Here is an 11,918-nt window from a genome sequence, read left to right on the forward strand (position 1 = left end):
GGCGTCCTCGGGCGGCACCGTGCCGCGACACACGACGAAACGAGAGATCCGTGACCTACCGCATGCCCGCCGAGTGGACCCCGCACGACGGCTGCCTCATGGCCTGGCCCACGCGGCCCGACCTGTGGGGCGACATGTTCGACCACGCCAAGCACGAGTACGCCGCCGTCGCCCGCGCGATCGCCGAGTTCGAGCCTGTCACCATGGTCACCGTCCCCGGTGCCGCGCAGGACGCCCGCGCACTCTGCGGCGACGGCATCCGCATCATCGAACTGCCCATCGACGACTCGTGGTTGCGCGACTCCGGCCCGATCTTCGTCCTCGACGAAGCCGGCTCACGGGCGGGTGTCGACTTCCGCTTCAACGCGTGGGGCGGCAAGCACCACCCGTGGGACGCCGACGACAGGATCGCCGCGGCCCTGACCGACGTGCTCGGCGGCCCGCGGATCGACTCCCCGATGATCCTCGAAGGTGGCGCCATCACCGTCGACGGCGAAGGCACCCTCATCACCACCGAGCAGTGCCTGCTGCATCCCAACCGCAACCCGGGCATGACCCGCGCCGAGATCGAGACCGAACTCAAGGCGCGCCTGGGCGTCACCAAGGTGATCTGGCTGCCGTACGGCGGGCTCCTGGACACCGAGACCGACGGACACGTCGACGGCGTCTGCGCGTTCACCGCCCCCGGCAAGGTCATCGTGCAACTGCCCGCCGACCCGGCACACCCCGACTACGCGCGCATGCGCGCCAACCGCGCGGTGCTGGAGGCGTCCACCGACGCGCGTGGACGCGCGTTCGAGATCCTCGACGTCCCCCAGACCGCGTCGGTCGCGTGGGGCGGCAGCGACATCGAGGTCTGCTACCTCAACTTCTACGTCGCCAACGGCGGTGTGATCGTGCCGATCGCCGACCACCCCGAGGACGCGGGCGCGCTCGCGATCGTCCGGTCCGCCTTCCCCGACCGCAAGGTCGTCGGCGTCCCGACCCGCACCGTGGCCTTCGGCGGCGGCGGCGTCCACTGCATCACCCAGCAGATCCCCACAGCGCACCCGACGACCTCCGAAGGGAACCTTCGATGACGAGACCCGGGCCCACCCCCCTCGGACGACCGCGACGGGCCGCGCTGTCCGCGGTCGCCGCCGTGGCCGCCCTCGCCATGGTCGCGGCCTGCTCCGGACCGCCCAAGCACGACCCGGCCCGCCAGGCCGCGAACTACCGGCTCTCCCCCGGTACCCCGCCGGCCAAGGGGAACATCGACTCGTTCCGCTGGGCGCTGTACGCCGAACCGCTCTCCCTGGATTACATCACCGCGTTCGACTACCCGCAGAACACGGTGCTGTCCAACGTCTGCGAGAGCCTGATGCGCTGGACGCCGCAACTGACCCTGGCACCGGGCCTGGCCGAGAAGGCGTCCAACCCGGACCCCACCACGTGGGTCTACGACCTCAGACCCGGCGTGCGGTTCCACGACGGATCGGTGCTGACCGCCGACGACGTCGTCTACAGCTTCGGCCGCCAGAGGAACCCCGACCTGGGCGCCGCGTGGGCCGATTCGTTCGAGCACGTCGACACCGTCACCGCCACCGGACCGCTTCAGGTCACCGTCAAGCTCACGCAGGCCGACTCGCTCTTCCCGCAGCTGATGGCCACCGCGGCCGGCGTGGTGGCGAGCAGGAAGGGTGTGGAGGCCGCCGGCAGGGACTACGGCACCACCGGCGACCTCGACTGCACCGGCCCGTACAAGCTCGGCGACTGGGCCAAGGGCCAATCCCTCGAGCTGGAACGCTTCGACGACTACTGGGGTACCAAGGCCAAGGCTCGGACCGTCGAGTTCAAGTTCCTCACCGACGCGTCGGCGCGCACCAACGCGATGCTCAGCGGCGAGGTCGACGGCGGATTCCTCATACCGAGCGAGAGCTACGAGCGGCTGCGCACCGGCGGCGCGGGCACCCTGTACTTCGGTGAGGGCCTGAGCACCCTCAACGTCAACATCACCAGCATGAAGGGCGCGCTCTCCGATGTCCGCGTGCGCAAGGCCCTGTCGATGGCGCTGGACCGGCCCGGCATCGTCAAGACGGCGCTCGCCGGGAATGGGAAGGCGACCGCGTCCCTGACCCCGCGCGCGGCCTGGGTGGGCGCCCCCGCCGACACGCAGGCCGCCGCGTTCGACCACCTGCCGTCGAGCACGCAGGACATCGAGCAGGCGAAGAGGCTCATCGAGGAGGCCGGTGCCAAGGGCAGGACGGTCACCGTCGCCACCAGCCCGATCGGCCAGGACGTCTCCCTGGTCGCCACCGCGATCCGGGACGCCGGCGCCCGGATCGGCCTCGAGGTCGAATTGAAGACCATCGCCCCGGACGCCTTCTCCGCGCTGTTCACCGACCCCAAGGCCCGCGAGGGCATCGACATGTTCCCCGAGACGTACTACCTGTCCGTCACCGACCCGGTCGACATGCTGCGGAACTTCCGCACCGGTGGCTACCAGAACCACGCGGGCTACAGCGACGCCGAATTCGACGCCCTGGTCGCGAAGATCACCGAGACCTACGACCCGGCACAACGGTTCGCGCTGGAGGCGAGACTCCAGCAGAAGGCCGCGGACGACGTGCTGTGGATGCCCATCGCCGAATGGCCGTCCACGACCTTCCTGAACAAGAAGATCACCGGCGCGCCGACGACCATCGCCTACATGTACTACCCATGGGCGGCGGATGTGGGGGCCGCGGGGTGAACTTCCTGAGATTCGCCGTCCGGCGGCTGCTGGAGATGGCCGCCACCCTGCTCGGCGCTTCGTTCGTGGTCTTCGGCGCGATGTACCTCGCGCCGGGCAATGCGGCGAGTTTCCTGCTGGGAGGGCGGTCGGCGTCCCCGGCCGCCCTCGCGGCGATCGACAAGCAGTACCACCTGAACGACCCGTTCATCGAGCAGTACGCGCGCTGGCTCGGGAACATCCTGCACGGCGACTTCGGCCGTTCGATCGAATACCGCACCGACGTCTCCCATCTGCTCTCCTCCCGCCTGCCCACCACACTGCTGCTGATCGGCATGGCCCTGGTCCTCGTGGTGCTCCTCGGACTCGCACTGGGCTGGGCCGGCGCCGCGCGCGGCGGCGCGACCGACTCCGCGATCCTCGTCGGCACCACCTTCGCGATCGGCACTCCGGCATTCGTCGCGGCCATCCTGCTGCAAGGCTTCCTCGCCGTCGAACTCGGCTGGTTCCCCTCCAGCGGAAGCGGCAGCGGCGACGGATTCGGCGCCATGCTGTGGCACCTGACACTGCCGGCCATCGCGCTCGCGCTGTACCTGGTCGGGATGCTCGCCCGGGTAACCCGCAGCGCCATGCTCGAGCAACTCACCTCCGAACACGTCGCCGTCGCCCGCAGCCGCGGCATCCCGGAACGGCACGTCATCGGCCGCCACGTCTTCCGCAACGCCCTCGGCGCGGTGCTGACCACCGCCGGACTGATCGTCTCCAGCCTGCTGGTGTGCACCGTCCTCGTCGAATCCGCCTTCAGCGTCGGCGGCGTCGGTCAGCTCCTCGAACTCGCCTCCACCACAAAGGACTTCCCCGTCGTCCAAGCCATCTGCCTCATCATCGTGGCGCTGTTCATGATGGTGAACCTGATCATCGACCTCCTGCTCCCCGTCGTCGACCCGCGCATCACCCTGGGAACGAGGGCCACCGGATGACCATGACTCTCGTACGCCGCCCGGGGCTCGCGCGGCTGCGCACCGCCGGCCGCGGCCCCCTGTACCCGGCGAGTGCCGGCTTCGTCGGCCTCGTCGTGGCGATCGCCCTGCTCGCGCCGTGGATCGCCCCGTACGACCCGAACACGGTCGAACTGGGCAACGCCCTCGCGGCACCGTCCGGCGACCACCTGCTCGGCGTCGACGCGGCCGGCCGCGACACCCTGTCCCGCCTCGTGGAGGGCGCCCGCACCTCGCTCCTCGGCCCGCTCGGGGTCGTGGTGTTCTCCACCATCGCCGGCGGAGCCGTCGGCGTCGCGGCCGGGTGGCGCGGCGGATGGCTGGACTCGCTCCTGTCCCGCACCACCGAACTGACGCTGGCCTTCCCGGGACTGCTCCTCGCCATCTTGTTCACGTCGGTCCACGGCGAGGGGCTCGTCGCTCCGGTGGTCGCGTTGTCGATCGCGTACCTGCCGTATGTCGCCCGGCTGGCCCGCTCCCTCGTGCTCGCCGAACACGAACGCCCCTACGTGGCCGCGTACCGGGTGCAAGGCCACTCGGGCACCGACGTCTGCCTGCGGCACGTGGTCCCCAACATCGCCCCCGTCGTCCTGGCCCAATGCACCGTCAACTTCGGCTACGCCCTGATCGACCTGGCCGGCCTGTCCTTCCTCGGCCTGGGCGTACCCGCCCTCACCCCGGACTGGGGACGCATGGTCTTCGACGGCAAGTCCGCCATCCAGAGCGGCTACCCGCTCTCCGCGATCGTCCCCTGCCTGGTGATCATCCTGACCGTCGTCGCGTTCAACGTGGTCGGCGAACGCTGGGCCGACAAGGTCGCCGGGAGGAACCGATGAACACCACCGAACACCACCCCTCCGACACACCACGAGCCGCCCCCGGCCGGGACCCGGACACCCCGGCCGCCCTCGACATCCGCGGCCTGCGGATGCGCCTGCCACGTACCGTCCGACCGGTCCTGGACGGCGTCGACCTCACCGTCGCCGCCGGAGAGACCGTGGCCCTGGTCGGCGAATCCGGCTCCGGCAAGACGCTCACCTCGCGCACAGTCCTGCGACTCCTGCCCGCCGGCACCACCACCGAGGGCACCGTGCACGTGGCCGGCGACGACGTCCTGACCATGAACGCCCGGCAACTGCGCCACCTGCGCACCCGGACCGCGGCAATGATCTTCCAGGACCCACGCGCCGCCATCAACCCACTGCGCCGCATCGGCGACTTCCTCACCGAGAGCGTGCGCCTCAACAAGATCATGACCCCCGCCGCCGCACAGGCCCGCGCCGGCGAACTCCTCGAAGCCGTCGGACTGACCACCGACGTGCTGCACCGGTACCCCGGCCAACTCTCCGGCGGCATGCTCCAACGAGTGATGATCGCCGCCGCGCTCATGGGCGACCCGACCCTGTTGCTGGCCGACGAGCCCACCACCGCTCTGGACGTGACCACCCAGGCCGAGGTCGTCGCCCTGCTCGCCGACCTGCGCGCACGCTTCGGCACCGGACTGCTGTTCGTTACCCACGACCTGGGCCTCGCGGCGGCGATCAGCGACCGCGTCTACGTCATGTACGCGGGCCGCATCGCCGAAACCGGCGCCGCCGCATCGGTATTCGCCCGACCCCGCCACCCCTACACCAAGGCACTCCTGGACTCCACGCCCCGCCTGGACGTCCCACCGGGCCGACTCGCCGCCATCGACGGCCAACCCCCGGACCTGCGCCGGGAACCGACCGGCTGCCCGTTCGCACCGCGCTGCGCCCACGCCACCGACCTCTGCGTCACCGAAGCCCCCCGAAGCATGCCCGCACGCGACGAACCCGAACACACCGCCGCCTGCCACCACAGCGACCGTCTCGAAGGGACGCCCGGCGATGCCTGACCCCCTCCTCGAAGTCCGCGGACTGTGCCGAACGTTCGGCGACGTACGAGCCGTCGACGACGTCACCTTCACCCTCCCGGACGGCGGCTCTCTCGGGATCGTCGGCGAATCCGGCTCCGGGAAGACCACGACCGCCCGCATCGTCGTGGGACTGGACCGCGCCGACGCCGGGCACGTCCGCGTGCGCGGACAGGACCGGACGACGCAACCCCGCGGCCGCGCCGAACGCCTCGCCCGCGCCCGCCAGATCCAGATGGTCTTCCAGGACCCCTACCTGTCGCTCGACCCGCGCACCAGCGTCGAGGCCGTGCTCCGCGAGACGCTCAAACTGCACCGGCCCGGCACCGACCCGGCACCGCGGATCCGCGAACTCCTCGACCGGGTCGGCCTCGGATCGCGGGCCGCCGACGCGCTCCCCCGCGAACTGTCCGGCGGACAGCGGCAACGCGTCGCCATCGCGCGGGCACTCGCCGTCGAGCCGGCCATCCTCGTCCTCGACGAGGCCGTCGCGGCGCTCGACGTATCCGTACAGGCGCAGATCCTCAACCTGCTCGCCGACATCCGCGACGCCACCGGCATCGGCTATCTGTTCATCACCCACGACCTCGGCGTGGTCCGATGCATCACCGACGACGTCATCGTCATGCGCCGCGGCCGGATCGTCGAATCCGGACGCACCGCGGACGTACTGGCCCTGCCGAACCATGCCTACACCCGGCTGCTCATGGACTCCGTGCCGCGACCGGGCTGGGACCCGCACGCCATCGGCGCGGCACGGCGCGCGCTGCGGCACGACGACGCGACGGGGTGACGCGGGCACCGGCCGTCCACGCCATGGGGATTCGGGATCCGAGGGACCGGCGTGGCCCGCCGGGGGAGCCGGATGGTTCGGCCGGATCCGCCTCGAAGCCGGTTCCGGGTGAGTGCCGCGACACCCGTGTCAATGGGTGAGGGCACATCCACGCAATGACTGACTTTCAGTCAGCTGAACTCCGGGGACGACGCGGGCCCGAACCCGGACCCGGTCCGACCGGTTGCGCGTACGTGTGCCGCAGGGGCCTACCGGGTACGGCGCTCGTTCCCGGGCGCGCCCACATCACCTCGCACGACTTGGAGACCCTCGTGACCCACAGCAGCGGTGAGCGTTCGAGCGATGCCCGGGTGCCCGCCGACGAGGCGCCGCACGCGCGAACGTGGATGTCGTGGCCGTGGCGCCGAGGAGTGTGGGGCCTGCGACTGGGCAAGGTCCAGGACGACATCGCACTGATCGCCCGCACGATCGCCGAGTTCGAGCCGGTGGTCATGTGCGCCCCGGACGACTACACGGCGAAGCGGGCACGCTCGCGGTGCGGCTCCGGCGTGGAGGTGACCACGGACATCGCCACGGACGACCTGTGGATGCGCGACATCGCTCCGGTGTTCCGCCGCCACGACCGGCACGGCGGCCTGGATGCGGTGGTGCTCAACTTCAACGGCTGGGGCGACAAACAAGTCCACGACGACGACGCCCTCGTCGCCGAGCGCCTCGCCGAACGCCAGGGACTGCGGTACTCCCACGCCGCCTTCGTCGGCGAGGGCGGCGCGGTGGAGACCGACGGCGACGGCACCGTCATGGCCACCGAGAGCAGCCTGGTCAACAAGAACCGCAACCGCGGCATGCACCGCGACGAGATCGAGGCCGCGGTGCTGGACGCCTACGGCGCGGAGAAGATGATCTGGCTCCCGGGGATCAAGGGCAAGGACATCACGGACGACCACGTGGACGTCACCTCCCGGTTCGTTCGGCCCGGCGTCGCCATGGTCCAATTGCCACCGCCCGACCGCAACGACGCGTGGGCGCGGGACGCCCGCGAACAGTTCGCGATCCTGTCCGCGGCCACCGACGCCCGCGGGCGCCGTCTCCACGTCGTTCCCGTACACGGGCCCGACACCGTGCGCTCGCGCAGCTCCTCGTTCGTCGATTCCTACCTCAACTTCCACGTCGTCAACGGCGGCGTCATCACCGCGGAGTTCGGCGACCACGCCAAGGACTCCGCCGCGAAGGAAGCCCTGGCCGCGGCATTCCCCGGCCGCGAAGTCGTCCAGATCGACGTCGACCGCCTGATGGCCGGAGGCGGCGGCATCCACTGCTCGACCATGCATGAGCCGCTGCCGGCCACGCGTTAGAGTTCCGAACAAAGGGAGTATCCGGATTTAGGCTCTTCCAAGATTCTTCCCAACCCTGGCATGTGCTTCAACGCGGCGGTGCGTCGACAGGGGTTGGCGCCGTCAGCCTGGCACGGTATCGGCGGCATGACGCAGACGAGGCAGTCGGCGGCCGCCCGGTGGTGATCGACTTGTCGATGCGGCGCCTGTACTGCGAGAACCCGGACGGTGCACAGCAGACGTTCGCCGAGATGCCGATCACGCCCACCTGCCACAACACCAGCAGACTGGTCGGATCGAACACGCGGTGGCGCAGCAGGAAGTCGCTCGCCTCGATGCTCTGGCATCCGCGGGTGGCCGGATCCAGGCCCGGGTCGGCGAACAGCCAGTCCCCGGCGGAGGATCCGGCAAGCATCCGGGCGGGGATGCCGTCCAGGCGGGCCCGACGCACCGCCTCGTGCCCGGGGAAGGCGAACACCCCGGGATGGGCACTCACCATCGAGAAGGCCCTGCCCGTGCCGTGGCGCGTTCGGCGGGGGCGGGCACTGGTACAACCCTTCGGGTGATCCACAGCGTGGGTTGGCCGATCGCGCACGGTCGGAGCGGCAGGCTGGCCGCGTACGTGTTACCGGCCCTTCCGATCCCCAGGAGACGCATCACGATGAGCACCATCACCCTGTACGGCGCCACCGGCACCATCGGCTCCCGCGTGCTGGACGAGGCCCTGCGCCGCGGGCACTCGGTCACGGCCGTGGTCCGCACGCCGGCGAAGCTGACCGTCCAGCATCCGGCGCTCACCGTCGTGACCGGCGACGTGACGGAGCCGACCTCGGTGGCCGACCACTCCAAGGGCGCGGATGTGGTGGTCAGCGCGGTCGGCGGCGGCGACGGCCCGGGCCACCAGGCACTGATCAAGCAGTCCTTCGAATCGCTGGTGGCAGGGCTGCGCACGCTGGGCTCCGACGCGCCGCGGCTGATCACGGTGGGCGGCGCGGGCTCACTGCGCACCCGGGACGGCAAGCAGGTGTGGGACGCGGCGGGCCTGCCGGAGTCCGTGCTGCAGATCATGCACGCCCACGGTGACGGGCTGGACTACCTGCGGACCGTCGACGACGTGCGCTGGACCAACCTCTCCCCGGCGGCCACTATCGCCCCGGGCGAGCGCACCGGCGCCTACCGCCAGGGCGGGGACGATCTGGTGATCGGCGCAGACGGCGAGAGCCGGATCTCCACAGAGGACTACGCGGTGGCCCTGCTGGACGAGATCGAAGGGCCGCAGCACATCGGCGAGCGTTTCACCGTGGCCTACTGACCCATCGCAGGTTCAGGTGGTGGTCAACCGGCCGAACAGGCGGGACACACACCGCGCCGGTTCGGCCGGAGGCGCCCAGAAGTGGTCGGGCCCGCGGTCGCCGGGCGGTCGGCGCGCCTGCGGCAGCACGACGTCGGGAGCGTCCATGTCCTTGCGCACCGGGCGCACCCGCACCGGGTGCCGGCACCGACCGGCCGAGTCGAGCGCGACATCGGCTGCCATCACCTCCAAGGGGTCTCGGCCGCCCCAGGCGACGGTGAAGCGGTCATCGGGTTGCGGGAATTGGCGCAGGGGGAGGCTATGGCTACCATGCGGCGGATCGCGGACCGACCTGGCCCCGCCACTCGTGGGCCGAACCGGTCGACCGCCTGTGGCACGAGGCCAGGGCCAAGGACGTGACACTCGCCATCCCCGCCTCGGCGACCGCATCGACACCACCGCTTCGTCCCAGCGGACCCCGTGGTGGAGCGTGCTACCAACACCCCCTGGGCCGGGGACGCCCCGCTCCGTCCGACGGCGCCTGGGACGGAGCGCAAGCGCCGAACCGGTCCCGACCGCCGCCGACACGGGGCGATGGAACACGAGCCCAGCGGGAGCATCGCCGACCGAAGTAGCATCGGCCGCCAGTGATCTCAGCGAGGGGAGCATCGCGTGCGGGCGATCGTGGGCGTGACCGTATCGGCCGTCATCCTGTTGGCGGCATGCAACGACACCGACTCCCCGAAGAAACAGGCCACGGCCCCACCTTCGACATCGTCCCCGACGCCGACGACCGCACAGACCGTCGTCGCCCCGGCACCGGCCACATCCGCGCCGCCGGCGCCGACCGGCTCCAAAGCACCGAGCCCGTCGGCGACGTCCGGCTCGCAGCCGGCACGGCAGGCCGCCTCCACGGAGGCCGCGATCCAGCGCTATGAGCAGTTCCTGCACGCCGTGGGCCGCGAGGACCTCACCACGGTCTGCGACATCGCCGGCCCGGCGGCGAAGAAGGCCCAGGACGACGGCTTCGGGCCGTGCACCAGCACGATGCCCATCACGTTCGGAATGTTCTCCGCCACACAGAAGAAGGCCATGCAAACCGCCACGGTCGACCCGAGCCGCGTCTCGACACCCCGACCCGACAAGGTGAAGGTCCCCGCCACGGCGGTCCGCGCGAGCGTCCCCTTCTCCGAAAGCGACCTCGGCGACCAGACCCTCCAGTACATCGACAACGCGTGGTACATCGTCGACCAGAGTTAGACCTGTTCGCCGGGCAGTACCCAAGGGTCTTCTGCCGCGCACGCACGATAGAGGGTGTCGGCGCGTTCGAGGAGGGCTCGTTCGTCGGGGGCGAAGGTTCGACGGTCGCGGCGTTCGGCGCGGCCGAGGGCGGTGTCGACGTCGTGCTCGCGGTCGCCGGGGCGGTCGCCGTCGCGCACTACGGCGAGCCCCCCGCGCTGGAGCCGGCCGCCGAACCCGACGAGGCGGCGCGCGTCGCGGTCCCGTGACCCGGCCCGCGGTCACCCGAGGCGGCACCCGTGCGCGGTCCACGGCAGGCTCGTACCATCGGGCCATGGTCGAGCCCGCGGCGTGCTACTCCTGTCGGCAGGAAGCCCGGCTTCGACGATCTGGGCCCGCGTGAGCACATCGCCGCCGACGCCCATTGGCGGGTCGCTCACGCGGTCGACACGAACCTGCCCGGCCGGCTGGTACTCGTTCCCCGGCGGCACGTCACGGCGATCGCCGATCTGACCGACGAGGAAGCCGCCGCACTCGGCAGATGGCACGAGCACCTTGCGGTCCGCCGACAGCGCCACGGTGAAGCCGGTGGGCGACTTCGCCGCGGGCTGCGAGACGATCGTGCCCGACTCGGCGGCCGGCTTGATCCACGCCTCGACGGTGAATCCGTCGTCGCCGCCGGGCGCGGACCCCGCGAGCACGAACCGGTCGCACAGCAGCACCCGGTCCGCCACCGCGGTCGCGGCCTGCTTGCTGCCGACCGCGGCGGCGGCCCGGTCGCCGGACACGACCCCGCCGGGGGTGTGGAAGACCGCGTCTTGGTGCGACTCCTCCACCGACTGCCGCAACAGCAGGATGTAGCGGCCGTCCGAGAGCACCTGGAACGGCGCGGCGGCGCTGAGGCGCGCGGTCGTGGACAGGAAGAAGCGGGAAAGACCGTTCCCTTCACCAAATCCACACAACCATTCGGTGATTTCCGGCAACTACCGGACACGTGTCGATCAGCCGTGAACACGGCCTCGCGGGAGGGCCGATGCCCGAAAAGTCAGACCCCCTGAGCCAAGCGCCCAAGCACCGCCTCGACCGCCCGATGCCCGGCCTTGCGGAACGATCCCTCATGCGAGTCGACCGGATGGACCTTCACCAAGGTCACGGTCACCACCGCCCGCAGCGGAACGTCCGAAAACCGGCGCTCCCACTCCTCCTCGACGCCCGCCGCGAACGCGGTCAGATACGCCACCGGCAACGTGTCCCCGATCACGCGCACGTCCTCGGCCAACTCGACCCACAGCCCGGGATGCCCCCAGCTCCCGGTGGTCGGGTCGACGTCGAACGTCAGGATCGCGACGTCGGACGGGCACGAGGTCTGCCGCACGTAACGCGCGTGGACATCGCGGAGAGCGCGAAGAGCGGGCGGCGTGGCCCCGGCAGCGGAAACTGCGTCGTCGATCATGCCGCCAGCCTACGAACAGGCCGCGGCCTGTTAGGCGGGCCTCGGCCGAAGCTTGGTCCACGGGTCGCGCCCGAGGACTGTTCGGCGGGCCGCCTCGTTCCCCCGGACGGTCCACCCCGCCTGCGGTCCCCGAGCGCCGGGCGACGATGGCCGGGGCCACCCGCCCGACACCCCGTTCCCGGCCGCGGCGCGACGCGACGCGACGC

14 protein-coding genes are annotated in these 11,918 nt (G+C 71.0%); 10 read left to right on the forward strand and 4 right to left on the reverse strand.

Annotated elements, in window-relative coordinates; translation table 11 throughout:
- Positions 1-50: 50 nt before the first annotated feature.
- The 7 genes from ACH4XV_RS35285 to ACH4XV_RS35315 all read left to right on the forward strand — a co-directional run bounded on the left by ACH4XV_RS35285 (position 51) and on the right by ACH4XV_RS35315 (position 7,750).
- A complete protein-coding gene (locus tag ACH4XV_RS35285; protein WP_395796419.1) occupies positions 51-1,079 on the forward strand; it encodes an agmatine/peptidylarginine deiminase in 1,029 nt (342 codons plus the stop codon).
- A complete protein-coding gene (locus tag ACH4XV_RS35290; RefSeq protein ID WP_395796421.1) occupies positions 1,076-2,731 on the forward strand; it encodes an ABC transporter substrate-binding protein in 1,656 nt (551 codons plus the stop codon). Before ACH4XV_RS35285 ends, ACH4XV_RS35290 begins: the two co-directional genes overlap by 4 nt.
- The gene (locus ACH4XV_RS35295) at positions 2,728-3,690 is read left to right on the forward strand and encodes an ABC transporter permease (protein ID WP_395796423.1); all 963 of its coding nucleotides are present in this window, start codon (positions 2,728-2,730) and stop codon (positions 3,688-3,690) included. The genes ACH4XV_RS35290 and ACH4XV_RS35295 overlap by 4 nt, the downstream gene beginning before the upstream one ends.
- A complete protein-coding gene (locus ACH4XV_RS35300; RefSeq protein ID WP_395796425.1) occupies positions 3,687-4,544 on the forward strand; it encodes an ABC transporter permease in 858 nt (285 codons plus the stop codon). Before ACH4XV_RS35295 ends, ACH4XV_RS35300 begins: the two co-directional genes overlap by 4 nt.
- A complete protein-coding gene (locus ACH4XV_RS35305) occupies positions 4,541-5,584 on the forward strand; it encodes an ABC transporter ATP-binding protein (RefSeq protein WP_395796427.1) in 1,044 nt (347 codons plus the stop codon). The genes ACH4XV_RS35300 and ACH4XV_RS35305 overlap by 4 nt, the downstream gene beginning before the upstream one ends.
- Positions 5,577-6,395 carry an ABC transporter ATP-binding protein gene (locus ACH4XV_RS35310; RefSeq protein ID WP_395796429.1) on the forward strand — a complete coding sequence of 273 codons (819 nt, stop codon included), beginning with the start codon at positions 5,577-5,579 and terminating at the stop codon, positions 6,393-6,395. The genes ACH4XV_RS35305 and ACH4XV_RS35310 overlap by 8 nt, the downstream gene beginning before the upstream one ends.
- 311 nt (positions 6,396-6,706) lie before the next feature.
- Positions 6,707-7,750: an agmatine/peptidylarginine deiminase gene (locus ACH4XV_RS35315; RefSeq protein ID WP_395796431.1), complete on the forward strand. Its 1,044-nt coding sequence runs from the start codon at positions 6,707-6,709 to the stop codon at positions 7,748-7,750.
- 67 nt (positions 7,751-7,817) lie between these two features.
- Here ACH4XV_RS35315 and ACH4XV_RS35320 read toward each other — a convergent pair whose 3' ends face one another.
- A complete protein-coding gene (locus ACH4XV_RS35320) occupies positions 7,818-8,228 on the reverse strand; it encodes a hypothetical protein (RefSeq protein ID WP_395796433.1) in 411 nt (136 codons plus the stop codon).
- A 162-nt stretch (positions 8,229-8,390) separates the two neighbouring features.
- Here ACH4XV_RS35320 and ACH4XV_RS35325 point away from each other — a divergent pair, with 162 nt between their 5' ends.
- Positions 8,391-9,041 carry an NAD(P)-dependent oxidoreductase gene (locus ACH4XV_RS35325; protein ID WP_395796435.1) on the forward strand — a complete coding sequence of 217 codons (651 nt, stop codon included), beginning with the start codon at positions 8,391-8,393 and terminating at the stop codon, positions 9,039-9,041.
- Positions 9,042-9,053: 12 nt separating this feature from the next.
- Here the strand turns inward: ACH4XV_RS35325 and ACH4XV_RS35330 are convergent, their stop codons facing one another.
- The gene (locus ACH4XV_RS35330; protein WP_395796437.1) at positions 9,054-9,263 is read right to left on the reverse strand and encodes a hypothetical protein; all 210 of its coding nucleotides are present in this window, start codon (positions 9,261-9,263) and stop codon (positions 9,054-9,056) included.
- A gap of 429 nt (positions 9,264-9,692) precedes the next feature.
- Between ACH4XV_RS35330 and ACH4XV_RS35335 the strand changes: the two genes are divergently transcribed.
- Positions 9,693-10,280 (forward strand): hypothetical protein, encoded by a 588-nt coding sequence (locus ACH4XV_RS35335; protein ID WP_395796438.1) that lies wholly within the window; start codon positions 9,693-9,695, stop codon positions 10,278-10,280.
- A complete protein-coding gene (locus ACH4XV_RS35340) occupies positions 10,256-10,528 on the forward strand; it encodes a hypothetical protein (RefSeq protein ID WP_395796440.1) in 273 nt (90 codons plus the stop codon). The genes ACH4XV_RS35335 and ACH4XV_RS35340 overlap by 25 nt, the downstream gene beginning before the upstream one ends.
- Positions 10,529-10,540: 12 nt before the next feature.
- Here ACH4XV_RS35340 and ACH4XV_RS35345 read toward each other — a convergent pair whose 3' ends face one another.
- Both ACH4XV_RS35345 and ACH4XV_RS35350 read right to left on the reverse strand, forming a co-directional pair.
- The gene (locus tag ACH4XV_RS35345; protein ID WP_395796442.1) at positions 10,541-11,221 is read right to left on the reverse strand and encodes a hypothetical protein; all 681 of its coding nucleotides are present in this window, start codon (positions 11,219-11,221) and stop codon (positions 10,541-10,543) included.
- 83 nt (positions 11,222-11,304) lie between these two features.
- Complete coding sequence (locus tag ACH4XV_RS35350; RefSeq protein ID WP_395796444.1) at positions 11,305-11,712, reverse strand: hypothetical protein; 408 nt, start codon at positions 11,710-11,712, stop codon at positions 11,305-11,307.
- Positions 11,713-11,918 lie beyond the last annotated feature (206 nt).

Source organism: Embleya sp. NPDC020630, assembly GCF_044334985.1.
Taxonomy (GTDB): Bacteria; Actinomycetota; Actinomycetes; order Streptomycetales; family Streptomycetaceae; genus Embleya.

Excerpts from the sequence above, each read along its gene's own strand:
- ACH4XV_RS35290 (WP_395796421.1), top strand. The coding sequence starts at position 1,076 with ATGACGAGACCCGGGCCCACCCCCCTCGGACGACCGCGACGGGCCGCG.
- ACH4XV_RS35300 (WP_395796425.1), top strand. The coding sequence starts at position 3,687 with ATGACCATGACTCTCGTACGCCGCCCGGGGCTCGCGCGGCTGCGCACC.
- ACH4XV_RS35305 (WP_395796427.1), top strand. The coding sequence starts at position 4,541 with ATGAACACCACCGAACACCACCCCTCCGACACACCACGAGCCGCCCCC.
- ACH4XV_RS35310 (WP_395796429.1), top strand. The coding sequence starts at position 5,577 with ATGCCTGACCCCCTCCTCGAAGTCCGCGGACTGTGCCGAACGTTCGGC.
- ACH4XV_RS35320 (WP_395796433.1), bottom strand. The coding sequence starts at position 8,228 with ATGGTGAGTGCCCATCCCGGGGTGTTCGCCTTCCCCGGGCACGAGGCG.
- ACH4XV_RS35325 (WP_395796435.1), top strand. The coding sequence starts at position 8,391 with ATGAGCACCATCACCCTGTACGGCGCCACCGGCACCATCGGCTCCCGC.
- ACH4XV_RS35330 (WP_395796437.1), bottom strand. The coding sequence starts at position 9,263 with ATGGCAGCCGATGTCGCGCTCGACTCGGCCGGTCGGTGCCGGCACCCG.
- ACH4XV_RS35350 (WP_395796444.1), bottom strand. The coding sequence starts at position 11,712 with ATGATCGACGACGCAGTTTCCGCTGCCGGGGCCACGCCGCCCGCTCTT.